Raw genomic sequence first — 25,095 nt, 5'->3', positions numbered from 1 at the left:
TGAGTGGATTCTTAGAGTTCCAGTTCAGACTGTTCGCATGCCGAACGCCGACGCAGCCGTCGCTGGGGTGGTGCTGGCCGCCGGTGCGGGCAGCCGCTTCGGGATGCCGAAAGTTCTTGCCGAAGAGGGTGTTTGGCTTCGCCGTGCGGTGTCCGCACTCTCCGGTGGCGGCTGTGACGATGTGATCGTGGTACTGGGCGCTGCCGTGGTGGACGTGCCTGCGCCGGCCCGCGCCGTAGTGGCCGCAGGTTGGGCCGACGGCATGAGCGCATCGGTCCGCGAAGGGCTCGCCGCCGCGGGCGATGCGCAATGGGTCATCCTGCACACCGTCGATACGCCGGACATCGGCGCCGACGTCGTCGCCCGGGTCCTGGCTGCGGCGCATGGCTCCGGCTCCGGCCTGGCCCGCGCCATCTACGAGGGCCGTCCGGGCCACCCCGTCGTCGTGGCCCGGAGGCACCTCGCTGAGCTCACGGGCACCCTGGACGGAGACCAGGGCGCCCGGGCATTTCTCGGCGGCCGCGACGACGTCGTCGCGGTGGAGTGCGGTGACCTCGCCACCGGCCTCGACATCGACATGCGCTGACCGCTACAGCAGGCCCAATTGTTCGACTGCGTGGCGCTCTTCGAGGAGCTCGGCCACCGACGCGTCGATCCTGGCCCGGGAGAACTCGTTGATCTCCAGGCCCTCGACGATTTCCCACCGGCCGTCGACCGCGCGGACCGGAAGCGAGGCGACCACGCCCTCAGGCACCCCGTAGACGCCGGGGGATGGCAGAGCCACCGAGGTCCAGTCGTCGGCGTCGGTGCCGTCCACCCAGTCCCGGACGTGGTCGATGGCGGCGTTGGCAGCCGACGCCGCCGACGAGGTGCCACGCGCCTCGATGATCGCGGTGCCGCGGGTGGCCACGGTCGGGATGAAATCGTTGGTCAGCCAGTCGGTGTCAGCGGCGTACTCTTCTCCCGGGCGCCCGTCGACCACCGCGTGGAAGATGTCGGGGTACATGCTCGGGGAATGGTTGCCCCATACGGTCACCCGGGACACGTCGGTGATGTGCACACCGGCATGCGTGGCCAGAGCAGCGACAGCGCGGTTGTGGTCGAGCCGGGTCAGCGCGGTGAATCGCTCGGACGGAATGTCGGGCGCGTGGGCCGCGGCAACCAACGCGTTGGTGTTGGCCGGGTTGCCGACCACGACGACGCGCACATCTGTGGCCGCGCCTGCGTTCAGGGCCTTGCCCGACTCGGCGAAGATCGCGGCGTTGGCCGCCAACAGGTCGGCGCGTTCCATGCCTTTACTGCGGGGCCGGGCACCGACCAGCAGCGCCACGTCGACGCCGTCGAACGCCTGCACCGGGTCGTCGTAGATCTCGACGTCGACGAGCCCGTCGAAGGCGCTGTCGACCAGCTCCATGACCACGCCCTCGGTCGCGCGGATCGCCGCAGGCAGTTCCAGTAGGCGTAGCTTCACCGGCACGTCGCGTCCCAGCAGGGCACCGGCACCGATGCGGAACAGCGCGGCGTAGCCGATCTGACCGGCCGCGCCGGTGACCGTGACGACCTTGGGGGCGGTCACGTGTGCACCTCCAGCCCGAGCACCTGCGTCGCGTAGCGCCGCACGGTGTCCTCTGAGATCGCGGCGGCGTCCTCGAATCCCGGCCTGCCCCGGCTGCTCAGGAATCCGGTGACGGGATCGAGGATGACCTCCGCGAGCAGTTCGCCGCTGGTCGGTTCACAGACGGCCCACGTGTACCGGGTGTCATCGGCCCAGCCGTCGGCGGCATCGTGCACGTAGTCCAGGTCGTCCTCACCCAGGTCGGTGAGCGCCGGCCGGTCGTCGACACGGTCGTCGGCGCGCAGCCCGCGCAGATACCACTGGCCGTTGTTGATCTCCACAGGTTCCACGGGACCTCCACCCTGGCGTCAAACGCCTTCACGAATGCTGTCACGAATGCCGAATGGCCACTTACGGCACAAGATTCAACAGAATCCGTGCCACAAGTGGCCATTCGGCGGGAAAAGAATTACTTGATCTCGGCGATCACGGTGCCCTGGGTGATGGCGGCACCGGCCTCGACGGCCAGCCCGGTGATGACGCCGTCCTTGTGGGCGGTCACCGGGTTCTCCATCTTCATGGCCTCCAGAACCACCACGAGGTCGCCTGCGGCCACCTCCTGGCCCTCCTCGACAGCAACCTTGACCACGGTGCCCTGCATCGGCGCGGTCACCGAGTCACCCGAGGCCGCCGCACCGCCGCTGGCGCCGCGCTTGCGGGCCTTGGGCTTCTTGCGAATCGCGCCGGGGGCAGCGCCGCCGCCTCCGCCGATCGCCAGGTCACCGGGCAGCGACACCTCGAGGCGACGCCCACCGACCTCGACGACCACGGTCTGGCGAGGAATCGTGTCCTCTTCCTCGATCGGGTCGCCACCGGTGAACGGCTCGACAGTGTTGTCCCACTCGGTCTCGATCCAGCGGGTGTGGACGGTGAAACCGTCCTCGTCGCCGATGAAGGCGGGGTCGGACACCACGGCCCGGTGGAACGGGATGACGGTGGCCAGTCCCTCGACGTTGAACTCGGCAAGGGCGCGGCGGGAGCGGGCGAGGGCCTCCTCGCGGGTGGCGCCGGACACGATCAGCTTGGCCAGCATCGAGTCGAACTGACCGCCGATGACCGAACCGCTCTCTACACCGGAGTCCATCCGGACACCCGGGCCGGTCGGGGCCTCGAACTTGGTGACCGGGCCGGGGGCGGGCAGGAAGCCACGGCCGGCATCCTCACCGTTGATGCGGAACTCGAACGAGTGGCCGCGCGGGGTCGGGTCCTCGGTGATGTCCAGGGCGTCGCCGTTGGCGATCTTGAACTGCTGCAGGACCAGGTCGATGCCCGAGGTCTCCTCGGTGACCGGGTGTTCGACCTGCAGACGGGTGTTGACCTCAAGGAAGGAGATCAGGCCGTCCTGGCCGACCAGGTACTCGACGGTGCCCGCACCGTAGTAACCGGCCTCCTTACAGATGCGCTTGGCGGACTCGTGGATCTCCTTGCGCTGCGCGTCGGTCAGGAAGGGGGCCGGGGCCTCCTCGACCAGCTTCTGGAAGCGGCGCTGCAGCGAGCAGTCGCGGGTACCGGCGACGACGACGTTGCCGTGCGTATCGGCGATCACCTGGGCCTCGACGTGGCGCGGCTTGTCCAGGTAGCGCTCGACGAAGCACTCACCACGACCGAACGCGGCGACGGCCTCACGGGTCGCCGACTCGAACAGCTCAGGGATCTCCTCAAGCGTGCGGGCCACCTTCATGCCACGACCGCCACCGCCGAAGGCGGCCTTGATCGCGACCGGCACACCGAACTCCTTGGCGAACGCCACGACCTCGTCGGCGTCCTTGACCGGGTCCGGGGTGCCCGGCACCAGCGGTGCCTTGGCCTTGGCGGCGATGTGACGCGCGGTGACCTTGTCACCGAGATCCCGGATCGACTGCGGGCTCGGCCCGATCCAGATCAGCCCGGCATCGAGCACGGCCTGCGCGAAGTCGGCGTTCTCCGACAGGAAGCCGTAACCCGGGTGGATGGCATTGGCGCCGGACTTCGCGGCAGCGTCCAGGATCTTCTCGAAGACCAGGTAGGACTCGGCTGAGGTCTGGCCGCCCAGTGCGAAAGCCTCATCGGCAAGCCGTACGTGTGGTGCGTCGGCGTCAGGCTCGGCGTACACGGCCACACTGGCCAGTCCTGCGTCTTTCGCGGCGCGGATCACCCGGACCGCGATCTCCCCGCGATTGGCGACCAGCACCTTGGAGATCTTTGAGCTGGCGTGGTTGGCCACGGTGCCTCCTCGGCAGTGTTCTCTAAGAAACGTCTTTAAGAATCTATCGCGGGCAGTTTATGCGCCGCACCTTGGCGCTCGCCAAACCGGTATCGGTTACCGGCGAGTAGGTTTCGCCTTGGATTTCTCTGTGAACACATCAGTCCTGCTGACGGGCTGAAATCCTGTCTCGACCGACGGTCCGACGCTATTACTGTTGGCCCGTGGGTGTGGGGATTTTTCTGATTGTCGTGGGCGTGTTGGTGGGCGGCGTGATGGCGGCGGCACCGCGGGGCATCTGGTGGGCCACGCAGTCCTGGAGGTTCCGCAATCCCGCGGCCAACGAACCGAGCGACACGGCTTACGGGATGACGCGGGTCGGCGGTGTCCTGCTCATCCTCCTGGCGCTCGTTCTGGGTGGTCTGCTCATCGGGGACGGGATGTCGAAGTCGGCGGCCGGCAAACGCCAGCAGGAGGCCGAGGCGCAGCAGAAGGCGGCTGAGGCGGCCTTCGTGGTGCCACCGCCGGAAGAGCGTGGTCGGCTGCCGGTGATCGGCTATTTCGCCGAACCAACGCCCACCGGCATGCGGCGGGTCTATGTGTATTACCTGGCGCCCGGGGAGGCGGTGCACCAGTACGTTCGCACGATGTCGGACTAGTTCAGCTACCCGTGCTACACCTCGGCGAGCGTGACGAAGGCCGACGGCGACCGGACGAGTGTGTATCCCGAACTCTATTGGGCGCCAAAGGAACTCGGCGATATGTCGAAGTCGGACAGGTGCCGCCCCCGGGCCGGCCTCAATGTTCACGCGGTGTCGTTGCGCGACGTGACGGCTGAGGCGACGATCGTCACCGACTCGGCGATCGCCGACAAGGATGGAACCGAGGTGATGCCCGCGGCGCGGGGCAACATCGTCCCCAAGCTCGCCAAGGCACTGCGAACGAATCCCTGACGCCGCTCAGGCGCCGCGCAGCCGCCGCTTGATCCGCGTCAGCATCGCCGACATACCGCGTAGCCGCAGCGGGCTGATCAACGCCGCCAGGCCCAGCGCGGTGTAGAAGTCGTCGGGCACCGCCAAGATGTCATCGGCGGACTGACCATCCAGACCGGTGGCCAGGATCGCGGCGAAGCCGCGCGTCGTAGGAGCCTCCGGGGGAGCGCTGAAGTACAGCCGCACCTTCCCCCGGTCGGACGCGTCGACATCGAGGAACAACGGGGACTGGCACTCCGGAACCGGCTCCATCGCCGCTTCCTCAAGATGAGCCGGCAAGGGCGGCAGCTCGTTGGCAAACTCCAGCAACAGCTGCAACTTGTCCTGGCCGGCCACCTCCTGGAAGTCGGAGACAACCTCGGCCAGGGCGGCCGGCATGGTCACGGAGCTTCGCCCGGATCCGGTCCGACAGCCACCGGGACCCGCACGGCATTACCCCACTCGGTCCACGATCCGTCGTAGTTGCGCACCCCGGGAAGCCCGAGCAGGTGCGTCAGCACGAACCAGGTGTGGCTGGAGCGCTCACCGATGCGGCAGTAGACGACTGTCTCCGGGGTCACGCCGTCGGACGGCTTGAGGAAGCCGTAGAGCTCCTCAAGCTCGGCGCGACTGCGGAACTGGCCGCTGTCCCGGGCAGCCTTGGCCCATGGGATCGACTTCGCGGTCGGAATGTGCCCGCCGCGAAGCGCGCCCTCTTCCGGGTAGTCGGGCATGTGGGTGCGTTCGCCGGTGTACTCCTGAGGCGAGCGGACGTCGATCAGCGGCTGCTTGCCGAGGATGTCCAGCACGTCGTTGCGGTAGGCCCGGATCGGGGCGTCGTTGCGCTCCACGACCGGATAGCCGCTGGACTGGCGGGTGGGCACCTCGAGCGTGGTGTCGCGGCCGTGGGAAACCCACAGGTCGCGGCCGCCGTCGAGCAGGCGCACGTCGGGGTGGCCGAACAGGGTGAACACCCATAGGGCGTAGGCCGCCCACCAGTTGCTCTTGTCGCCGTAGATGACGACGGTGTCGTCGCGGCCGATGCCCTTGCGATCCATCAGCTCGGCGAACTGCTCACCGTTGATGTAATCGCGCACATTGGGGTCATTGAGGTCGAGATGCCAGTCGATCTTGACCGCACCGGGGATGTGGCCGGTGTCGTAGAGGAGGACATCCTCGTCGGATTCGACGATGGCCAAGCCGGGCCGACCCAGGTTGCTGGCCAGCCAGTCGGCGGTGACCAGGCGCTCCGGATGGGCGTACTCGGCAAGAGTGGGGCTGGGATCAGCAGGCAGCGGCACACCATGAGCGTACCGTCGGTCCGGATATTCGCGGTGTGGCAGTGTCGGTGACCGGCGCGGATTGCCGCATCGGGGCCCGTTGTGCGGCCTTAGGCTGCTTGTCGTGGCGCTTGCGATCCTCTGCCTTGTCATCGGTATCCCGCTGGGCCTGTTCATGCTGCTACGGCCGAGGAAGATCTGGTGGGCCACCGAATCGTGGAAATACAAGAATCCCGATGCCAACGAACCCAGTGAAGCCGGCTACGGCATGCAGGCCCTCGGCGGCTTGTTCGTCATCGTCGCAGCGCTCATCTTGGCCTGGCTGGCGTGGTCGACGGACCGCGACAAGACCGAGGCCGAGGCCGAGCAGAAGAAGAAAGACGACTGGGACGCGGCGGTGGCGGCGTACAAGCCACCGCCGCCGGAGAATCGTGGGGCGCTTCCGATCATCGGCTATGTGGAGAAGCCGCAAGGGGCGTCACGGGTCCTTGAGGTGTATTACCTGCAACCGCCGAACGTGTTTCAAAGTGGCTTCAAAGAGTTCATGCACAACCCGAAGGGCCGCTACCAGTGCGTGACCCACGTCAGCCGGTTTGCGCCCGGAGGCGTCAATCCGGCGCCGATCACGGCCTACCTGAGCTGGGAGCCTGATGTGCCGCAGGTCGACAGCGCCGCGTCCGACGCGTGTAGCACCCGCGATATCGCGGAGTCGACCGAGATCGAGACGCAGCCCATTTATGTGGATCCGGGGGTGCAGTTGGTCACCGACTCGCCCATCGTCGACCCGCACGGGACGGTTCTCGTGCCTGCCAAGCCCGGCAACGCGGTGCCGAAACTCGACGCGCCGCCCAGGCGGTGAGTCACGCGGTGAACGCCACCTCGTAGGCCACGGCGAATCGGCGGGCGCCGTTGTTGGCGCGGAACAGTGAGCCGCCGTTCTGAGACCAGGTCACCACGCGCAGCAGACGCTTGCCGGGAGACAGGCGCTTGGAGATGATGTCGGCGAATGCGGCGCGCAGCCGCTCCAGATCGCAGGTCTCGAAGTCGCGTGCTACGCGAACATCCCACATTGTTTCTTCGACTGGCATCGGCCCAGTGTCAACCCGAGGTTGAGACTATTCGGGACATCGGCACGGCGTGCCGCCATTCGAAAGGTTGCAGTTTGGTCACTGTTGCATCACCGGTAACAAGGGTAGGCGGTTCCGGTCAGTGGGATTTTGCATGCGACGGACGGCGAGCCATCGGCAAGCTTGCTCGCCAGCGTCAGCCAAATGGCAAGGCGGCAACCGAGTTCCGTGAGATTGCGAACTGGAAGGTCCATCGATGACTGGAAGATCGAACCGAGCAACCGCGACCGCCCGCAGAATCGCAACGGCCATCGCGCTCGTGTGTGGGCGCCGATAGCTCAAGCCGTGACAGACCTTCCGGCGGGTAGCACCGCATTGGTGGGTGGCAATACGGAGAACATCTATCGCATCATCAACAAACTGGGAATTCCCGTCGCCGACGGGTGCGGCCCGAACCGGCAATGCGTGCCGTGTCTGGACAAGACCTGTTTCACCGCGAACGATCTCAACAGCATCTGGCGAGTCACGATCTACCCAGCGAGCTCAGGCCTTCCGGCCGGGATGAAGCTGAAGCCGACAGTCGAGCGCCTGCACACCGAATCGCCCAACGTCATGAACCCGCCGCGGCCGGCAGCGGGCGGATGAGCAAGGTCGACTACCGAGCTCGCGTCCCGGTGGGCTGATTGCCAGGGGGCGGTGGCGTAGAACCGAACTGCATTGGGCCCCAACGCATGAGGCTACTCGGGCAGGTGCTGTGGCGGCGGTTCTCGTCCATCAGGTTTGCAAATGCCCTGTCGGGGTACACCCGCTCCAAAACGAAGGAGCCGGGATGGACGCGGTGGCAACCGATCTCGCGGGACGAAGGGTGCGCTTCGAGCATCACGTGCTCGAACTCGACGATGGCCTCCAGGTCGGGGTCTCGATCGGGGGCCACGGCGTGCCCATGGTCTTCCTGCACGGCCTCGGCCTCAACCGGCGGCATTACCTGCGATTGCTCAACCGTATCGTCGCACTCGGATTTCTCGTCGTGGCGATCGACGTTGCCGGGCACGGAGACACTGTCGATTTACCTTGTGAGGCAGATGAATTGAACGACCGCACTGATTTGGTGTTGCGCACGCTCGATGTGCTCGGTATTCGGCGTGCCGTTCTCGCCGGTCATTCGATGGGCGGCCGGATAGTCATACAACTCGCGGCGATCGCACCCGACCGGGTACTTGCGGCGCTACTCATCGACGCTGCGGCAGGGGCGTCGTTCGACGCCGCCCTTGAGACCACCATGCGGTCACCGCGGCTGATGATGCGCGCCGTGGCCGGAGCCGTCTCCGACATGTATCGCGACCCGATCTGGATGAAAGTGGCCGCCGTCAACCGGTACCTGCGAATGCTGACCGCGGTGTCGATGGGCAAAATGCTGCCGCACACCGGTTTCGTCGGCGCCGCGCGCGCCTTGATGCGATCCGACAAATGCGGCTACCTCCTGCGAAAGTTGCGAGATCGGGAGGTCCCGACGATGGTGCTGCACGGGGAAAGCGACGGCATAGTGCCGTTCGAGTGCGCCGTGGAACTGGCGGACGAGGCCGACGCGACGCTGTACCGGATACCTGGCGCCTACCATTCCTGGCTGATCAACGATCCGTGGCGGGGCGCCGATGCGGTGCGCCAACTTCTCGATCGCGAACTCGGTGCAGCCCTGCGCTGCGAGGCCACCGCGGTCGGCCTGGACGACTGGCGCGACGCGCAGGCGTGGGAGACGGCGTTGATCGAACCGGACGCGTGGGTGCATCGGCTCTCCGCCGGAGCCAAGACGATCGGGGCCTGTCGGCGTCAGCGTGTCGAGCGCGTCGAGATGGAGCTGATCCGTCGGGCGTCGAAGGAGGTCGTGCGGATCGCCGCAGCTCGCACGGCCAGAAGAAGGCGGGTCGCACGCCCGGCATGAGGGTTTCACACCCGGGGTGTGAGGGCGCCCCTCGGCCTTCAGAGCTGCGCCGAAGCCTCCCAGAGTCGTGCGACGGACAGACCGCACTCGGCGAGCATCCGGCGCAGCAGCGGGAGGCTCAGCCCGATCACGTTGGACGGATCGCCTTCGATGCCTTCGACAAACCAGCCACCCAGCCCGTCGAGCGTGAAACCGCCTGCCACGCCCAGTGGTTCACCGCTGCGTAGATAGGCTTCCAAATCTGATTCCGTCGGCGAGCCGAAATGCACTGCGGTGACACCGGTATCGGCCAGCCGGTGGGCGACGGCGCCGTCGCGGACCACGAGTACGGCATGACCGGAGTACAGCTGGGCCGTCCGGCCCGCCATGGCCTGCCATTGCTGCCGCGCGGTATCGACATCCCCGGGCTTGCCGCACAAGCGTCCGTCGAGAAACAGCATCGAGTCACAACCGATGACGACGCAGTCCGCGGAGACGGCGGCCGGTACATGGGTGAGCACCTCGTCTGCCTTGGCTGCGGCCAGGGCACTCACGACGCGCTCGGGCGGCGCATCGGCCAATGACGCGATGACGGCGTCCTCGTCGACACCCGACACCACCACCAACGGATCGAGGCCGGCCTGGCGCAGAACGCCAAGCCGGCCCGTCGATGCCGAACCCAGGACGACCCGGGTCATTCAGTGCTGTCTCTTCTTCGCGCAAGCGCTCATCAACGGCCCACTAGCGCCGCATGTGGGTGCGCTCCAGCAGCGTCACCCGCTGCCAGCTGTAGATCGAGTAGCGCAGCTTGTCCACCGGGTGGCCCCACAGGTTGCGCTCCCGCACCACGGGGCCGGCGTCGCCGCCGCCACCGGCGGCACTGAGGACGGCCATCAGCGCCGCCATGTCCTCGTCGGTGGGCTCACCACGCAGCACCTTGATGTGTGCCTCGTGGTCGGCCTTGACCTCTTCGGCGGCGGTTTCGTCGGCCACAGTCGCCTCGCTCACAGCGGTTGAATCGTTCGCCCCGCTCACAGCGGTTGAATCGTTCGCCCCGCTCACAGCGGAATGTTCCCGTGCTTCTTCGGCGGCATCTGGATGATCTTGCGCTCCAGCAGTCGCAGCGCATTGGCCACGTAGCCGCGGGTGTGCGACGGCGGGATGACCGCGTCGACATAACCGCGCTCCGCCGCGATGTACGGGTTGACCAGAGTGTCCTCGTAGGTCTGCTGCAGTTCCAGGCGCAGCGCATCGACGTCTTCGCCGTTCTTGGCCGCGTCCTTGAGCTGGGAACGGTAGACGAAGCCCACCGCGCCCGAGGCGCCCATCACGGCGATCTGAGCCGTCGGCCAGGCGACGACCACGTCGGCGCCCATGTCCTTGGACCCCATCACGCAGTACGCGCCACCGTAGGACTTGCGGGTGATGACGGTGACCTTGGCGACCGTGGCCTCACCGTAGGCGTAGAGCAGCTTGGCGCCGCGGCGGATGATGCCGTTGTACTCCTGGTCGGTGCCGGGCAGGAAGCCTGGGACGTCGACCAGCAGGACGATCGGGATGTTGAAGCAGTCGCACGTCCGGATGAACCGGGCGGCCTTCTCCGAGGCGTTGATGTCGAGGCAGCCCGCGAACTGGGTGGGCTGGTTGGCCACGATGCCCACCGGGCGACCGTCGACCCGGCCGAAGCCGACCACGATGTTGCCCGCGTAGCCGGCCTGCACCTCGAGGAACTCGTCGTCGTCGAGGATGCGGGTGATGACCTCGTGCATGTCGTACGGCTGATTCGGGGAGTCCGGGATCAGCGTGTCGAGCTCGATGTCCTCGTCGGTCAGGGTCTCTTCGATCGAGCCCTGCGCCGGTGCGACCGGGTAGTGCGGCGGCTCGGCGTAGTTGTTCGGGGGCAGGTAGCTCAGCAGATCGCGGACGTACTCGAAGGCGTCCTGCTCACCCGAGGCGACGTAGTGCGCGGTACCGGACTTGGCCATGTGGGTGTGGGCGCCGCCCAGCTCCTCCATGGTGACGTCCTCGCCGGTGACGGTCTTGATGACGTCGGGGCCGGTGATGAACATCTGGCTGGTCTGGTCGACCATGACGATGAAGTCGGTCAAGGCGGGGGAGTACACGTGGCCACCGGCCGCCGCGCCCATGATCAGCGAGATCTGCGGGATGACACCCGAGGCCTTGATGTTGTTGTGGAAGATCCGGCTGTACAGGCCGAGGGAGACCACACCCTCCTGGATGCGGGCGCCGGCGCCGTCGTTGATGCCGATCAGCGGGCGGCCGGTCTTGATGGCCAGCTCCTGGACCTTGACGATCTTCTCGCCGTAGACCTCGCCGAGGCTGCCGCCGAAGACGGTGGCGTCCTGGCTGAAGATGCAGACGTCGCGGCCGTCGATGGTGCCGTAGCCGGTGATCACACCGTCGCCCAGCGGCCGGTTGTTCTCCAGGCCGAAGTTGGTGCTGCGGTGCTTGGCGAGCGCGTCGAGCTCGACGAACGAACCTTCGTCGAGCAGCGCGAGGATGCGCTCTCGGGCCGTCAGCTTGCCCTTGGCGTGCACCTTCTCCACGGCTTCTTCGCCGACAGGATGCAGCGTCTCCTCGGCCCGCCTCTTGAGATCAGCCAGCTTGCCTGCAGTGGTGTGGATGTCCACCTGGTGCTCGGCGGACGGCTCGGTAACGCTCGTCATGGGTCACGATGCTATCGGTAACCCTAAGACTGGTCTAAGAGAGGTGGGCGTGGCGCGCGTCACGTTCCGTCCGGACTGAGACGTGTCCACGCATGGGGCAAATGGGTTCGCGGGGCGTGCAGGCCGGTCAGGGACCGAACGGTCCGGTGTCGAGCGCACGGTCCTCGGGCAGCACACCCATGGGGCTGTCGATCACATGTTCGGTCATGCTGAGCGTGTCGCGGTCGAAGTACTCACCATGGGTCTCCCGCTTCCAGGTGGCCGGCGACCCGGCGTACAGCCCGCGCTTCGACTCAGGTGTCGATCCGCGGGTCAGGGTCGAATTGGCGGCCAGCAGCGACTGATCGGGAAGGTGGCTGTCCTTCAGCATCACGGCTCGGCTGCCGACCAGTGAGTGGTGTCCGACGGTTATCCGGCCGACCGTTTGGCGCTTGTGGGCGAAATCGGGCTCGTGGGTCTGCAGGAGGCACCGGTTGCCGCCGACCGCGGCGTACTCGCGGACGACGATCGTGCCGGAGCAGTCCGCGTAGTGCCTGCTGCCCAGCTTCGCGCCGTAGCCGAGGAACAGCGTCCCGGCCCGAGCGTCGAGTTGCTGGAAGGCGGGGTGTGCCGATATCCAATTCCACGATTCCATCGCCGCGTAGTCGTCGAAACGCACCAACCCCAGCCCGCGGACCACATTGAATGCTCCGATCCGAGTGCCTTCGCCCAGCTCAAAGCGCCCGACGTTGCGGACAACGGTCGGACCGACTCTGGCGGTGCCGGCGATTCGATGACCGAACAACCGCAGTACCCGGTTCTTGAACGACGACGGCGGAAGTAGAAGCCAGCAAAGCATTTCCAGCATCGATACGCCTTTCTCCGCCAGTGGTCCCATGGCGGACATCGTCGGTCGGTACTGCCGAATCTACTGACGCCGGACCACTCACGCGTTTACCGCTACGACAGTTTGTGGGGCGGATCACGGAGGCCACGAGATGAGGTACACACCGATATCCGTGTGGGCACAGCTGATTCGGGGTAGATCAGGACGACGACCCGAAAGTGCTGATCCACGCTCTGACAGGTGACGGGTGCGAGATCGCTTGTCGTTGCGTATGGTCGGGACGTCACGTCAGTGTCGCAGACACTGGGTGCCCACGACCTGGATCAGTGACCGGGGTCGTGATGAAAATGCCGGTACGGCGCCGGGGGACGTCCGACAAGCGAACATTGTGATGTCGCGTGATTGCGCAATCGTTGTTTTTGTGGACCTCCGTGCGCCGCCAAGGGGACGGGAGCTTTCACCTGATCGCGCCAATGTCATCAACGTCATCGAGCGAACTGCCCTCCACCGGCAATCGATTTGCGCTCTCCGGCTTCGCCGGGACGGGCTATGACCGCGGCCGGAGTCTGCCGGTGCAGATCATGTGGCTGGTCGTTTCGCGATCCGTTCTGTTCCGGTGGTGGATGCCGAACCGGGTGCGGGTTGCCGTACTGCGGGCATTCGGCGCCAGGATCGGGATCGGCGCGCTGATCCGCCACGGCGTCAAAATCCACTGGCCGTGGAAGCTCGACGTGGGCGCGTATTCGTGGATCGGTGAGGGTGCGTGGATTCTCAACCTCGAAAATGTGAAAATCGGATCGAATTCGTGTGTCTCCCAAGATGTTCTGCTGTGCACCGGTAGCCATGATCGGGCCAGTCCGACGTTCGAGTTCGATAATGGGCCCATCGTGATAGGTGACCAGGTCTGGCTGGCTGCCCGCGCAACCGTGTTGCGGGGGGTGCGAATCGGCGACGGCGCGACCATCGCCGCGACCACTCTTGTCTCCCAGGACGTTCCGGCCGGTCACACGCTGTTCCCGCCGCGGCCGACTAAGGGGGCCGCATGCGGGTGACCATCATCGGTATCAACTACGCGCCGGAAGTGACCGGAATAGCCCCGTATACCACCGGGATTGCCGAAGGACTCGCCGAGCGTGGACATGACGTCACGGTGATCACCGGGTTGCCGCATTACCCCCAGTGGCGTGTCGCCCAGGAGTACCAAGGCGTGCGCCGCTGTACCGAGGCGATGCGAGGTGTGACTGTGCACCGCGTCGGCCATTACGTGCCAGACGAGCAGAGCGCACTGGGCCGAATCCGGATGGAGGCCAGCTTCGGATCTGCTGTGGCCAGCCACAAGTGGGATGACCCCGACGTGGTGATCACCGTGAGTCCCGCGCTGCTGTCCGCCGCTCCCGTGGTCGCGCGGGCCCGGTTGTCGAAGACCCCGGTCGGGGTCATCGTGCAGGACGTGTACAGCAAGGGCGTGGTGGAAACCGGGGCGGTCGGAGGGCGGTCCGCCGCGGTGGCCGCCCGGCTGGAATCGACGGTCCTGAGGTCCGCAACCGGCGTCGCGGTCATTCACCCACGGTTTGCCGATTCACTGGCCGAGATCGGCGTGCGCAGTAACGATCTGGCTGTCATCCGGAATTGGACCCATATCGACGACGCTGACCCTGCGAGCGCACCGTCGGCGGTGCGAGAGAAGTACGGTTGGCAGCCCAACGAGACCATCGTGATGCACACCGGCAATATGGGCGTGAAGCAGGGCCTTGAAAACGTGGTTGCCGCAGGGAAACTCGCCGGTGACGTGGAGGCCGACGACCGCGACATCCGCTTCGTCCTGGTCGGCGACGGTAACCAGCGTCGCCTGCTCGACGCTATCGCCCGGGACGCCGAAGCCGTGCAACTGATCGACCCGTTGCCTGACGGCGAGTTTCGCGCGGCGCTGGCTGCCGCGGACATCCTGCTCGTCAACGAGCGTCCCGGAGTGGGCGAGATGGCCGTTCCGAGCAAGCTGACGTCGTACTTCGCTGCGGCCAAGCCGATTATCGCCGCCACCGAACCGACCAGCGGAAGCGCCGAAGAGCTTCGTGCATCCGGAGCCGGGCTTGTCATCGCGCCGGGTGATCCAGAAGCCCTCGTCGAGTCGGTGCGACAGCTCGCCGGCGATGAGCCGACCCGGCAGCGATTCGGTTCCTGCGGCGCGCGATATGCCCGAGATCGCCTCGGCGCCGCCAACGCGGTTGCGCAGTATGAGAAGTGGGTGAGCGATCTGGCTTCCGCTGCCCGAGGACTGCCGGCATGAATATTCAGGTAAGTCGCAACGACTGCTTTTACGCTGGGCAGCCCGCCACCTATCTGGTGGGCCCGTTGGAGCAGGTCCTTCCGGCGGACCGCCTCAAAGCGCGGCTGCAGACCATCGCGGCGGCAGGACCGCAGAACCGCCTCGGCATGCGTCCGAGCCGCGGGTCGCGGCACTGGGATTTCGATCCGGAGTGCGACGGGGTGGTGTTGACCAGCGGCCCGGCCCCGGATACTTCTGACCCGGCCCGGGCGATGCTCGACCTGCTGGCCGGTGGTCCGGCGGTTCCGCCTGCTACCGTGCACGTCCACATCGCGGACCGATGGCTGTTTCTGAATTTCGACCACGGTCTCGGCGGCGGACGGCTGTTCAGCGAGGTGATCGCAGCGGCCGGCTCAGACGGTCACGGGTTCAGTGAGCCCGCACCCGTGGCGACCACCAGTAACCCCGGCCTGCGTGCCTTTGCCTACACCGCGCGCAAAGAACCCATGCGCCTGCTGCGGGCACTGGACGAACCGCTGCGCCGCAGTGCCGCCGTGGTTCCCACCGGGCAATTCGATGAACCGGAATCGTTGGCATACGCCCGAAGCCGACCCGGCTTCCTGGAAGAGGTGCGGGCGAACCGTGACATCTGCCTGCCACGCGCACCGCTGGCGGCCATCGTCCTCTCGGCCTTTCTGCACGGACTGTGCAACCAGGGAATAACGCCGGAAGACGAGGTCGGCCTCCTGGTCGACCTGGGGCGGTACCTTCCGCCCGGGGCGGGCACCTTGGCGAATTTCGTCGGCATCGCGCCCATACAGGTTGCGCCACCTTACGACCCGGCCCTGGTGGCCGGTGCGATAAGCGAGTACACGCACGGGTGCCGAGCCCTGGTCCGGTACGGCATGGCCTATGCCGCGCGGCTCCGTACCCGTCCAGCCGACCTTCCCCGTTGGCAGACCAACAGCCGACGGGCCCGGATCGTCGTGACCGACCACGCCAACTCGGCTGCGGGCAGCAAGATTTCCTGGGCGACCACGCCGAACGGACACCACTTCGTCCGCAAGGCGCCGGTGCGCTACTCGAACCAGATCTCGTTGGCCGTCAACCGCGTCGACTCCGAACTGCATCTCACCGCGTCGTACTACGCAAGCACCTTCGACCCCGAGAAGATTTCCGCGGTCCTCGACCGGATCGTGGCGACAGATTCGCCGCTGGTGCGCATGGGCCAGATTGCAACACCGAACAGTCGGGCGGGGCGGTGAGATGGTTCGGACACCGATGCCGTCGACTGAGAGTGGGCCGCGAACACGCTCGACAGGGGTGATCACCACCGCCGACCAGGTGTTGTCGAGCGCCAGCAATGCGCTGATGGTCTTTGCGGTGGCCCAGGTTTCACCGGCCGAGCAGTTCGGGATCGTCGCCCTGCTCGTCACGGTGGCCACCACCTGGATCGGCTTCAACCGGGGGGCGCTGGGTACCGCGCTGCTGCTGACCAGCAACATGTACCGGCGCGAGATATCGGCCGAAGGCGGGTACGCGATTAGTTGGTCGCTGCTGACATCGGTCGTCGCGGGCGCGGTATTGCTGGTCCTGTCAGGAGTTTTCGGCCAGATCTGGATCGGTGTGGCGTTCGCCGTGAGCCTGGTTGCCGTCCTGGCCCAGGATGTGCTGCGATTCGTCGCGATCGCACAAGGCAGACCACTCGCCGCGGCCGTCTGTGATGGGTTCTGGGTGGTGTGGATCCTGGCCGTCTACCTGGTCAACCTGATCACCTCCGGGATGTCGGCAGTGGTCACGGTGTACCTGTGGGGTGTGGGCGGACTCGTTTCGGCGGTGGTGCTGATGCGGGTCCTGCAGACCAGACCACGGGGTCATCGCCTCGTCGGGTGGTGGCGCACGTATGACCGTGCCCGGCTGAGATTCGGAATTGTCTATGCGCTCAACCAGGTTGGTGCCACCCTCGTGACACTGACCGTGACGGTAGTGGTGAGCGGCACCGCGGCGGCCGGGCTGCGCGGCGCGGCGACACTGTTCGGGCCGATTGCAATGCTGGTGTCGGCATTGCCTCTGGTGTTCGTTCCGCATGTCCGCCGTGCAGCGGCATCGATCGGCGAGCAGTGGCGGGTACTCGTCAAGACATCCATCGCGACGTCGGGTTTGACCGTGGTGGCAGGCCTGTGCCTGGCCCTCATCCCGAGCCGACTGGGCTCCGCCATCCTGGGCGACACGTGGACGTATGCCTCGGCACTCGTCGTCTATCTCGGGATCGAATGCGCGGCAATGTGCTGGATGGTCAGCGTGTACAGCTTCTTCCAGGCGCGGGGCATGAGCAGGACGGTCTTGCGGGTCAAGCTATTCCAGATCGGTCTGCAACTCGGTCTGTGCCTGTCCGCCGGACTGGCAGTGGGCACAGCGGTCGCCATCGCCATCTCGCTGGCTGTGGCGGGCGTTCTCGCCGCTCTGGTCGGTGTTGGGCTCGCCCGGCGCGTTGCGTGGCACCGCGCGACTGAGGCGCCCTCTGTCGAACAGGACGCTGCGGTCGAGCTGCAAAAGCCGTTGGAAAAGACCGGGATTGCCTGGCCGACGGTCGATGTCCTCGAAGCGGAGATGAGAGGCTGCAGGTCACGATGAGTGAGGATTTCACCGGCGCGGTTCGGCCGGCCGTGCTTCACGTCGTCACGCTGATCACGCCGGACGGTGCCTACGGCGGACCGGTCAGGGTGGCGTTCAACCAATCCCGACAACTGTGCGCGACCGGCCATCGAACTCTGGTTGCGGGTGCGGTACGGGGCTACCCGAAGATCCCCACCGTGCTCGACGGGGTTCCGGTCCGACTCGCGAAGGCCCGCAGCATCATTCCCATGTTGGGATTCTCCGGATTGCTCGCTCCGGCGCTGCTCGGCTGGATGATGCGCAACCGCAAGTCTTTCGACGTGATCCATGTGCACCTGGCACGCGATCTGATCACGTTGCCGGCGGCCGCGATCGCGCTGATGCTGCGGAAGCGCCTGGTCGTGCAGACCCACGGAATGGTCACCGACAGCAGTCATCCGATTGCACCGATCCTGGACCGCATTCTGACCCGGCCGATTCTGCGCCGAGCAGCCGCCGTTCTGTATCTGACCGAAGACGAGCGGGCCGCACTGCTACGCGTGCAACCCGAGGCTGCGGTGCGGCACCTTCGCAACGGCGTTCCCGGGTACGAAGGGGCGCACGCGGCTGCCCGTGCCGACCGGACGGCCGGGTGCGTCGAGGTGCTGTACCTGGCGCGGTTACAGGCACGGAAACGTCCCGTGCTCTTTGCGAAAGCCGCCGCCCGCCTGCTCGCGGCGGGGTGCGATGCGCGGTTCACCCTGGTCGGTCCCGACGAAGGCGAGGGGACCGAGGTTCTCGATACCATCGCGCGATCTGATAGCCGGTCCGACGAGATCCGTTGGGAGGGAGCGTTGCCACCGGACCGTACGGTGGCGCGGATGGCTGCCGCGTCCATCTACGTATTGCCCTCGGTCGATGAACCCTTTCCGATGTCGGTGCTGGAGGCGATGTCGGTCGGATTGCCTGTGGTGATCACCGAGAGCTGTGGGCTGGCGGAAACGGTGCGTGCTTCTGGTAGCGGAATCGTGGTGGATGAATCGGAGGATGCTCTGATCGAGGCGATGCGCACATTGATCATCGACCAGCAGCTGCGGGAGAAGATGAGCGCTGCTGCGCGCCAGACTGCTGCCGCGGTCTTCAGCATGGAAGCCATCGCTCGCGACCTGGCCGCCGTCTATGTGGGGGAGGACGATTGACTCGGCGCTTGCGTATCGGCGTGACCGTTGTCGCCACTGCCGTGGTGGTTCTTCTGCTTCTCGTCGCTGCCGTCGGCACGGTGGTGTTCCGTTACGCACCGCAGGACGACTTGCGTAAGGCCGACGCGGTGTTCGTTCTCGGTGGTGAGCACGATGGCCGCGAGGACTATGGCTTTCAACTGGTCCGCGATGGCGTCGCCCCAGTGTTGGTGTTGTCCAACCCATATCGGTCATCGGATCCGGTGATGAAGAAGGCGTGCAACCGGCGTCCACCAGGTGTCGAAGTGTTGTGCGTGCCACCGAAGCCCTCTACCACCCTCGGTGAGGCGAAGCTGATTCGGCAGTTGGCCCGCGAAAGAGGCTGGGCCACTGTGGTGGTCGCTTCCTGGCAGTACCACTTACCCCGGGCCCGTTTCATCTTCGAGCATTGTTTCTCCTCCTCGGCAGACTCCACCGTGATGCGCGCAGTACCGCGCGAATACCGCCTGTCTGCGGGCTCGTGGGAGTACACCTACCTGTACCAGTTCTTCGCGTTGGGAAAGGCGGTGATGGAGTCGAAGAAGTGTGACTGAGCCGGTGAGTCACCACTTCAGCTTGTACTGGACGCCCGCGAATACATAGACACTGAGATATCCGATCATGGCAAATGCGCTGCAGTACATGGCGGTTAACGCGAGGGTGCGCGCAGTGCGGCGGATCGTCTGCCAGGGGTACCCGCGCGGGTCGATCGCGGCCAGCGGGAGCAACACGGTGGTCATCGGCGCCGCCGTCACCAGTAGTCCCTCACCGACGAGCAGGACGGGAGGCGGCGAATCCATCGTGGTCTGCAGGGCGGTGAGACACCCCAGCAGGGCGCACACCACAGAGTTGATCGCAATGATGCGCCATCTGTCGGCATTTCGATATAGGTAGACCGCAGCAGGGGCGCCCGCCGCAGCACCCGCCGCAACCAGCAGCAGATCGGTGATCACGACAGGGTGTCCTCGCCTCTCGCAGGGGCCGATCGCAATCCCAGTACCGCGCCGCCGCACAGACCCGACAAGGCGCACACGGGTGCCAACAGCAGCATCGTGAGTGCGCTCAGCGCAGGCTGGTCGATGGCGAGGGCGTTGTAGCCGCTGAGGCTGGCCGCAGCTCCGGCTGCGCCCCAGGTGAAGGACCGGAACTGTTGGCGCACAGGCCAAGTGAGTGCGGCGCCCATCGCGAAACCGGAGATCGTCATTACGATCAGGGTGATCAGAAGCAGATGGGCGGGCGTATCCCATATCTGGATCGCGAGATGGCGCATCACAGCTCCGGCTACGGCGCCCACAATGATCCACCGCAGCTGCCAACTGCCGGCCGAAGTCGAGGTCACCATCGCTGATCAGGTTAGCCGCCGCTGGTCGACGTCGTGGTGTGGGTTGTCACAACATCCGTTGCCACTGTGTGCGTTTTCGCAGCGTGTGCTCGAAAAGCGAGCTGAATTGAGTCCTTTCGTGCCGCTCTGCCCCAAACCTGCCCGGCCGACAACGATGAGGAACTGTTAGATTGCAAACGGACCGCATAATCGATGTACGACGCCCAGGGCCGCGCGGTTGTTGTTGTAAAGATTGCCGCAATTGCGCGTATGAGTGGATTGCGAGGCATTCCCGCCGGCCATGGGCCGGGGAGGTGCACGACAAAAAATGACCGTCGTGACGATGCCGCGAGAAGTGTTCAAACGCACCCGATGGCAACGGCAGTACCTGGTCAACATTCTGATCACCGACGTTCTCGTGGTGTGCGCGGCGGTGGTGCTGGCGCAGTACGTCCGTTTCGGGCAAGCGCCGGATCTTTCCAGCACCGACGGATACATCACGTCCGTTTCGATACTGTTCGGCGCCATCTGGCTGGGTGCGCTCTCGCTGTGTCGAACCAGGTCGCCGCGGGTGACCGGGGCCGGTGCCGAGGAGTACAAACGCGTTGCGTCTGCGTCTTTCTGGACCTTCGGGGGCATCGCGATAATCGCGTTCCTACTTCAGCTCGAGATTGCGCGCGGCTACCTTGCGGTTGCGCTGCCCACCGGAACCGTCGCGTTGTGCCTGACCAGGTGGGGTTGGCGTCGTTACCTTGCCAAGCAACGGGCGGAGGGGCGTTATCAGACGGCGGTGATGGCGATCGGTGATGCCGATGCGGTCTCTTATCTCGCGCAGGAGTTGACCCGCGATCCGCGCGCCGGATACGCCATTGTGGCAGTGGGCATTCCAGGCTATGGAGCGCCCGCGGGCGAACGTCTCACCGTGGGCGATCAGGAAATCCCGATCATGGGTGGCGAGGAGTATGTCCTGGACGCCATCCGAGAATGCGGCGCCGACACGGTAGCCGTAACGGGCGTCGACCACTTCGGCTACGAGGGGATTCGGAAACTCATGTGGGACCTGGAGGCGATGGGAGTCGACCTCGTGGTCTCGCCGGGTGTGATGGACGTTTCCGGGGCGCGGCTGGAGATGCGGCCGGTAGCCGGATTCCCGCTGGTACATGTCGAGAAGCCGCAGTACGACGGTGCGAAACGATTCGAGAAACGGGCATTTGACTTCGTTTTCGCGGCGGTCGCACTCGTCGTCGCCTCCCCGGTGCTGCTGGCCGCGGCGCTGGCCATCAAGCTCGACAGCCGGGGACCGGTGTTCTACACGGCCGAACGCATCGGCATCGACGGCCGGCCGTTCGCAATGCTGAAGTTCCGTACGATGGTCTCGGATGCGGATCGGCAACTGGAGAGCCTGCAAAACCTGAACGAGAGCTCCGGCGGAGTTCTCTTCAAGATCAAGGATGATCCGCGCGTCACATCGGTGGGCAAGATCCTCCGCCGGCTCAGCATCGATGAGCTGCCACAGTTCGTCAACGTGCTCAGGCAGGAAATGAGCGTCGTCGGCCCTCGTCCACCGCTGCGGCAGGAGGTCGAAACCTACGATGGCGACGTTCAGCGCAGATTGCTCGTCAAGCCGGGTATCACCGGCCTGTGGCAGGTCAGTGGACGGGCGGACCTGTCTTGGCAGGAATCAGTGCGGCTGGATCTTTCCTATGTCGAGAACTGGTCGATGGTGGCCGACCTGGTCATCATCGCCAAGACCGTGCGGGCAGTGCTGCTCAGCCAGGGAGCGTACTGATCTCCAAAAGCAAATCCACCCAATGCTTTACGGGTGTACGAGATTAAGGAGAACACGCAGTGAATCAGGTGAAGAAGAAAGCCCTGATCACCGGAATCACGGGTCAGGACGGTTCTTACCTGACCGAGTTCCTGCTCAACAAGGGTTACGAGGTGCATGGGCTGATCCGTCGGTCTTCGTCCTTCAACACCGCTCGGATCGATCATCTGTACGTCGATCCACACGATCCACACGCGCAACTGTTCTTGCACTACGGCGATCTCAGCGACGGCGCGCGGTTGGTAACCCTGCTGAGCACCATCGAACCGGACGAGGTGTACAACCTGGCCGCACAATCGCATGTGCGGGTCAGCTTCGACGAACCCGAACACACGGGTGACACCACCGGTATCGGTTCCGCACGACTGCTGGAGGCCGTGCGGATCTCGAAGGTTCCGTGTCGCTTCTACCAGGCCTCCAGTTCAGAGATGTTCGGTGGTTCACCCCCTCCGCAGAACGAGCAGACAAGCTTCTATCCGCGCTCGCCCTACGGGGCAGCCAAGGTCTACTCGTACTGGATGACCCGGAATTACCGCGAGGCCTACGGGATGTTCGCCGTCAACGGGATCCTGTTCAACCACGAGTCACCGCGCCGCGGTGAGACTTTCGTGACAAGGAAGATCACCCGAGCCGCCGCGCGGATCAAAGCCGGGATCGATGAGCACCTCTATCTCGGCAACCTGGACGCGATCCGCGACTGGGGTTACGCACCGGAATACGTCGAGGGGATGTGGCGCACGCTGCAGGTCGATGAGCCCGAAGATTACGTGCTCGCCACCGGCGACCGGTACACCGTGCGCGACTTTCTCGTCGCCGCCTTCGAACATGCGGGCCTGGACTGGGAACGGCACGTCCGGTTCGACGAGCGCTACCTGCGTCCCACCGAGGTCGATGCGCTCGTCGGTGACGCCGCCAGAGCCGACCGGCTGCTCGGCTGGAGTCCGACGGTGCGTACGCCCCAACTCGCACAGATCATGGTGGAGGCCGACATCGCGCAGCTCGAATGCCTCGGCAAGCCATGGATCGACACGCCGGCCTTGGCGGGGTGGGGCTGACATTGCTTCGGAATGACCTTGTCAACACGGCACATCCGCTCGACCCCGCAGCGCCGACGTACATCGCCGGCCATCGGGGCATGGTCGGGTCCGCGATCCACCGGAAGCTGCAATCGGAGGGATTTACCGATCTCATCGGCCGGTCGCACCGTGAGTTGGATCTGACCGACCGGGCGGCGACATTCGAGTTCTTCGCGAAAACCCAACCACCGGTGGTGATTTTGGCGGCGGCGCGGGTCGGTGGAATCCTGGCGAACAAGACCTACCCGGTGGACTTCATCTCCGAGAATCTGCGGATACAGACCAACGTGATGGACGCGGCGCTCAAATACGGCACCCAGCGTCTGCTCTTTCTCGGATCGTCATGCATCTACCCGAAGATGGCAGCACAGCCGATCACCGAGGATGCATTGCTGACCGGATCCCTGGAGGAGACCAACGATGCCTACGCGATCGCGAAGATCGCCGGAATCGTGGCGGTCCAGGCGGTACGGCGGCAATACGGCTTGCCGTGGATATCGGCAATGCCGACGAACCTGTACGGGCCCGGTGACAATTTCTCCCCGACGACCTCGCACGTCCTACCGGCCTTGATCCACCGGTACGAAGAAGCGAAGGAATCGGGCAAGTCCCAGGTGACGAACTGGGGCACCGGCACCGTGCGCCGTGAGTTCATGCATGTCGACGACATGGCGTCGGCCTGTCTACATCTGCTTCAGCAGTTCGACGGGCCACAACAGGTCAACGTGGGCACCGGGACAGACCACTCGATCCGAGAGACAGCGCAGCTGGTCGCGACTGCAGTGGGATACGAGGGCGAGACGGCCTGGGACACCAGCAAGCCCGACGGCACCCCCCGCAAGCTGCTGGACATCAGCACCTTGCGGGACAGCGGTTGGCAACCGTCGATTTCGCTGCATGACGGGATCGAGCAGACCCTGGCGTGGTACCGACAGAATCGGGCGGACGTCAGGCGGGTGGCACTCGCCTGAGGGCCTGCCCAGCCGTGGGCCTATGCTCTCGACCATGACCCCCGGGCCGCTGGTGCTGTCCGAACTGGGCACCGACCCCGCATCGGTGCTGCGGCTCATCGCGCAATTCGACGGGCTGGAGGAGCAGGAGGTCAACGCCGACGCCGCCGTGCAGTTTGCCGCGTTGACGGCGGGTTGCCCGGTCGGGGTCCGCTGGCCCGGCGGCACCGTTGTCCGCTACGACGCGTCGGGACGGCTCGATCCGATCGACGACACCGCCGCGCCGACATCGGATCAGCACGAGACGCTCGTCTGGGTGGAACGTGACGGATCCGGGCATCCGCTGGACGAGGTGCTGCTGGACCGGCTGCGACGGGTACTGGGTCGCGTCGCGGCACGGACCGGGGTGAGCGGGACACCGCACCTCGGGGACCCGGCACTGCTCGAGGTCGTGCTGTCGGCCAAAGAGCACCGTGAAGACCGGGCCCGGGCCATCCGACTGTTGGGGCTCGACGAGAGCCGGCCGACATTTGTGCTGGCGGCATCGGGACATCCGCCGCGGGAGACGGTACGGCTCATCACCGGCGAGCTGCCCGCGCCGGCGGTGCGGTCCGCCGTCATCGGTAACGCGACGGCCATCGTGTGTCAGGGATCGTTCGACATACGTGAGTTCTCGGACCGCCTGGAGCGCGTCATCGTCGAGCAGTTCCCGACAGTGGTGAATGTCGGCACCGCGTCGGGACCGTGGGTCGGAATCGGCTCCGTGGGAAACGCATTCAGCGCGTCGACCTCGTGGCATGAGGCCGTGCGCGCGTTGCGATTCGCCTCATCGACCGGATTCGGCAGGCGGGTGGTGGCCTACGAGCGGCTGAGCTCACTGGAACTTCTGGCCGACCTGCCGATCGACCGGGTGCGTCGCAACCGAGATGTGGCCCATATCAACGAGATTGCGGCATCTCCTGCCGGGGATCTCGACGTGCGGACCACCGAGGCGTTCTTCGTGTACGGCTCGCTGCGGCGGACCGCCGCCGAACTGCACGTGCACCACAGCACCGTCGCCGCGCGGCTGGCGCGTGTGCAGGCCGCGATGGGATGGGATTTCGACGACCCTGTCGACCGCTTCCTGGGCACGCTGGTGCTCATGGTGCGGCGGATCGCGATGTCCTCGGCCGAACTCGCCGATGCGGACCTGCTGTAGGCGCCGGGCCTCGCCGGCGAGTGGCCACTTATGGCACGCCATATCGCGATGGCCGTGGCATAAGTGGCCAGTCGGCAGGCGCAGCTCGATCCGGTCGA

The 25,095-nt window shown here is 65.7% G+C and carries 28 protein-coding genes; 16 read left to right on the top strand and 12 right to left on the bottom strand.

The window, feature by feature from the left end:
• Nucleotides 1-37 precede the first annotated feature (37 nt).
• Nucleotides 38-586 carry a nucleotidyltransferase family protein gene (locus AC4ELH_RS14960; protein ID WP_448442498.1) on the top strand — a complete coding sequence of 183 codons (549 nt, stop codon included), beginning with the start codon at nucleotides 38-40 and terminating at the stop codon, nucleotides 584-586.
• A 3-nt stretch (nucleotides 587-589) separates the two neighbouring features.
• Here the strand turns inward: AC4ELH_RS14960 and AC4ELH_RS14955 are convergent, their stop codons facing one another.
• The 3 genes from AC4ELH_RS14955 to AC4ELH_RS14945 all read right to left on the bottom strand — a co-directional run bounded on the left by AC4ELH_RS14955 (nucleotide 590) and on the right by AC4ELH_RS14945 (nucleotide 3,818).
• Nucleotides 590-1,576 (bottom strand): malate dehydrogenase, encoded by a 987-nt coding sequence (locus tag AC4ELH_RS14955; protein WP_498885177.1) that lies wholly within the window; start codon nucleotides 1,574-1,576, stop codon nucleotides 590-592.
• The gene (locus AC4ELH_RS14950; RefSeq protein WP_055111886.1) at nucleotides 1,573-1,905 is read right to left on the bottom strand and encodes a hypothetical protein; all 333 of its coding nucleotides are present in this window, start codon (nucleotides 1,903-1,905) and stop codon (nucleotides 1,573-1,575) included. The genes AC4ELH_RS14955 and AC4ELH_RS14950 overlap by 4 nt, the downstream gene beginning before the upstream one ends.
• A gap of 119 nt (nucleotides 1,906-2,024) precedes the next feature.
• The gene (locus AC4ELH_RS14945; protein WP_448442502.1) at nucleotides 2,025-3,818 is read right to left on the bottom strand and encodes an acetyl/propionyl/methylcrotonyl-CoA carboxylase subunit alpha; all 1,794 of its coding nucleotides are present in this window, start codon (nucleotides 3,816-3,818) and stop codon (nucleotides 2,025-2,027) included.
• A 203-nt stretch (nucleotides 3,819-4,021) separates the two neighbouring features.
• Between AC4ELH_RS14945 and AC4ELH_RS14940 the strand changes: the two genes are divergently transcribed.
• Nucleotides 4,022-4,456 (top strand): DUF6199 family natural product biosynthesis protein, encoded by a 435-nt coding sequence (locus tag AC4ELH_RS14940; RefSeq protein WP_498885174.1) that lies wholly within the window; start codon nucleotides 4,022-4,024, stop codon nucleotides 4,454-4,456.
• A 30-nt stretch (nucleotides 4,457-4,486) separates the two neighbouring features.
• Nucleotides 4,487-4,750: a hypothetical protein gene (locus tag AC4ELH_RS14935; RefSeq protein ID WP_498885172.1), complete on the top strand. Its 264-nt coding sequence runs from the start codon at nucleotides 4,487-4,489 to the stop codon at nucleotides 4,748-4,750.
• 6 nt (nucleotides 4,751-4,756) lie between these two features.
• Here the strand turns inward: AC4ELH_RS14935 and AC4ELH_RS14930 are convergent, their stop codons facing one another.
• Together AC4ELH_RS14930 and AC4ELH_RS14925 are read right to left on the bottom strand one after the other, a co-directional pair.
• Entirely contained in the window at nucleotides 4,757-5,167 is a 411-nt protein-coding gene (locus AC4ELH_RS14930) for a SufE family protein (RefSeq protein WP_064886485.1), read from the bottom strand.
• A 2-nt stretch (nucleotides 5,168-5,169) separates the two neighbouring features.
• Entirely contained in the window at nucleotides 5,170-6,069 is a 900-nt protein-coding gene (locus tag AC4ELH_RS14925; protein ID WP_064886484.1) for a sulfurtransferase, read from the bottom strand.
• A 103-nt stretch (nucleotides 6,070-6,172) separates the two neighbouring features.
• On the opposite strand from AC4ELH_RS14925, the gene AC4ELH_RS14920 reads away from it, so the two are divergent.
• Nucleotides 6,173-6,907, top strand: a complete 735-nt coding sequence (locus AC4ELH_RS14920) for a DUF6199 family natural product biosynthesis protein (RefSeq protein WP_064886483.1) — start codon at nucleotides 6,173-6,175, stop codon at nucleotides 6,905-6,907.
• A gap of 1 nt (nucleotide 6,908) precedes the next feature.
• Here AC4ELH_RS14920 and AC4ELH_RS14915 read toward each other — a convergent pair whose 3' ends face one another.
• Nucleotides 6,909-7,136 carry a hypothetical protein gene (locus AC4ELH_RS14915; protein ID WP_234927067.1) on the bottom strand — a complete coding sequence of 76 codons (228 nt, stop codon included), beginning with the start codon at nucleotides 7,134-7,136 and terminating at the stop codon, nucleotides 6,909-6,911.
• 324 nt (nucleotides 7,137-7,460) lie between these two features.
• Here AC4ELH_RS14915 and AC4ELH_RS14910 point away from each other — a divergent pair, with 324 nt between their 5' ends.
• Nucleotides 7,461-7,760 carry a hypothetical protein gene (locus AC4ELH_RS14910; protein WP_448442507.1) on the top strand — a complete coding sequence of 100 codons (300 nt, stop codon included), beginning with the start codon at nucleotides 7,461-7,463 and terminating at the stop codon, nucleotides 7,758-7,760.
• Nucleotides 7,761-7,944: 184 nt separating this feature from the next.
• The gene (locus AC4ELH_RS14905) at nucleotides 7,945-9,054 is read left to right on the top strand and encodes an alpha/beta fold hydrolase (RefSeq protein ID WP_448442509.1); all 1,110 of its coding nucleotides are present in this window, start codon (nucleotides 7,945-7,947) and stop codon (nucleotides 9,052-9,054) included.
• A gap of 38 nt (nucleotides 9,055-9,092) precedes the next feature.
• Here AC4ELH_RS14905 and AC4ELH_RS14900 read toward each other — a convergent pair whose 3' ends face one another.
• The 4 genes from AC4ELH_RS14900 to AC4ELH_RS14885 form a co-directional block, all read right to left on the bottom strand.
• A complete protein-coding gene (locus tag AC4ELH_RS14900) occupies nucleotides 9,093-9,731 on the bottom strand; it encodes a Maf family protein (RefSeq protein WP_064959568.1) in 639 nt (212 codons plus the stop codon).
• 43 nt (nucleotides 9,732-9,774) lie between these two features.
• A complete protein-coding gene (locus tag AC4ELH_RS14895) occupies nucleotides 9,775-10,068 on the bottom strand; it encodes an acyl-CoA carboxylase subunit epsilon (RefSeq protein WP_448442511.1) in 294 nt (97 codons plus the stop codon).
• A 23-nt stretch (nucleotides 10,069-10,091) separates the two neighbouring features.
• Nucleotides 10,092-11,720, bottom strand: coding sequence for an acyl-CoA carboxylase subunit beta (locus AC4ELH_RS14890; protein WP_064886477.1), 1,629 nt, complete (start codon nucleotides 11,718-11,720; stop codon nucleotides 10,092-10,094).
• Between the two features lie 127 nt (nucleotides 11,721-11,847).
• Nucleotides 11,848-12,606, bottom strand: coding sequence for an acyltransferase (locus tag AC4ELH_RS14885; protein ID WP_498885168.1), 759 nt, complete (start codon nucleotides 12,604-12,606; stop codon nucleotides 11,848-11,850).
• A 413-nt stretch (nucleotides 12,607-13,019) separates the two neighbouring features.
• Between AC4ELH_RS14885 and AC4ELH_RS14880 the strand changes: the two genes are divergently transcribed.
• The 6 genes from AC4ELH_RS14880 to AC4ELH_RS14855 are packed head-to-tail and all read left to right on the top strand — an operon-like array spanning nucleotide 13,020 to nucleotide 19,178.
• A complete protein-coding gene (locus tag AC4ELH_RS14880; RefSeq protein ID WP_448442971.1) occupies nucleotides 13,020-13,598 on the top strand; it encodes a DapH/DapD/GlmU-related protein in 579 nt (192 codons plus the stop codon).
• Nucleotides 13,589-14,833, top strand: a complete 1,245-nt coding sequence (locus AC4ELH_RS14875; RefSeq protein ID WP_448442515.1) for a WcaI family glycosyltransferase — start codon at nucleotides 13,589-13,591, stop codon at nucleotides 14,831-14,833. Before AC4ELH_RS14880 ends, AC4ELH_RS14875 begins: the two co-directional genes overlap by 10 nt.
• Nucleotides 14,830-16,077, top strand: coding sequence for a hypothetical protein (locus tag AC4ELH_RS14870; RefSeq protein WP_498885166.1), 1,248 nt, complete (start codon nucleotides 14,830-14,832; stop codon nucleotides 16,075-16,077). The genes AC4ELH_RS14875 and AC4ELH_RS14870 overlap by 4 nt, the downstream gene beginning before the upstream one ends.
• Nucleotides 16,078-16,135: 58 nt before the next feature.
• Complete coding sequence (locus AC4ELH_RS14865; protein WP_498885165.1) at nucleotides 16,136-17,446, top strand: MATE family efflux transporter; 1,311 nt, start codon at nucleotides 16,136-16,138, stop codon at nucleotides 17,444-17,446.
• Nucleotides 17,443-18,606, top strand: coding sequence for a glycosyltransferase (locus AC4ELH_RS14860; RefSeq protein ID WP_498885163.1), 1,164 nt, complete (start codon nucleotides 17,443-17,445; stop codon nucleotides 18,604-18,606). Before AC4ELH_RS14865 ends, AC4ELH_RS14860 begins: the two co-directional genes overlap by 4 nt.
• A 20-nt stretch (nucleotides 18,607-18,626) precedes the next feature.
• Nucleotides 18,627-19,178: a YdcF family protein gene (locus AC4ELH_RS14855; protein WP_463789970.1), complete on the top strand. Its 552-nt coding sequence runs from the start codon at nucleotides 18,627-18,629 to the stop codon at nucleotides 19,176-19,178.
• A 9-nt stretch (nucleotides 19,179-19,187) separates the two neighbouring features.
• Here the strand turns inward: AC4ELH_RS14855 and AC4ELH_RS14850 are convergent, their stop codons facing one another.
• Nucleotides 19,188-19,577, bottom strand: a complete 390-nt coding sequence (locus AC4ELH_RS14850) for a hypothetical protein (RefSeq protein WP_448442523.1) — start codon at nucleotides 19,575-19,577, stop codon at nucleotides 19,188-19,190.
• The gene (locus AC4ELH_RS14845; RefSeq protein WP_498885160.1) at nucleotides 19,574-19,966 is read right to left on the bottom strand and encodes a hypothetical protein; all 393 of its coding nucleotides are present in this window, start codon (nucleotides 19,964-19,966) and stop codon (nucleotides 19,574-19,576) included. Before AC4ELH_RS14845 ends, AC4ELH_RS14850 begins: the two co-directional genes overlap by 4 nt.
• A gap of 307 nt (nucleotides 19,967-20,273) precedes the next feature.
• On the opposite strand from AC4ELH_RS14845, the gene AC4ELH_RS14840 reads away from it, so the two are divergent.
• The 4 genes from AC4ELH_RS14840 (at nucleotide 20,274) to AC4ELH_RS14825 (ending at nucleotide 24,997) form a co-directional block, all read left to right on the top strand.
• Entirely contained in the window at nucleotides 20,274-21,734 is a 1,461-nt protein-coding gene (locus AC4ELH_RS14840; protein WP_498885158.1) for a sugar transferase, read from the top strand.
• Between the two features lie 68 nt (nucleotides 21,735-21,802).
• The gene (gmd, locus tag AC4ELH_RS14835) at nucleotides 21,803-22,828 is read left to right on the top strand and encodes a GDP-mannose 4,6-dehydratase (RefSeq protein WP_064886501.1); all 1,026 of its coding nucleotides are present in this window, start codon (nucleotides 21,803-21,805) and stop codon (nucleotides 22,826-22,828) included.
• Nucleotides 22,777-23,820 (top strand): GDP-L-fucose synthase family protein, encoded by a 1,044-nt coding sequence (locus AC4ELH_RS14830; protein ID WP_498885156.1) that lies wholly within the window; start codon nucleotides 22,777-22,779, stop codon nucleotides 23,818-23,820. Before gmd ends, AC4ELH_RS14830 begins: the two co-directional genes overlap by 52 nt.
• Before the next feature lie 34 nt (nucleotides 23,821-23,854).
• Entirely contained in the window at nucleotides 23,855-24,997 is a 1,143-nt protein-coding gene (locus AC4ELH_RS14825; RefSeq protein WP_498885154.1) for a PucR family transcriptional regulator, read from the top strand.
• Nucleotides 24,998-25,095 lie beyond the last annotated feature (98 nt).

The sequence above is a fragment of the Mycobacterium shunyiense genome, from assembly GCF_058270075.1.
The sequence above is the reverse complement of the archived record's forward strand: the minus strand, read 5'-3'. Positions and strand labels throughout refer to the sequence as shown.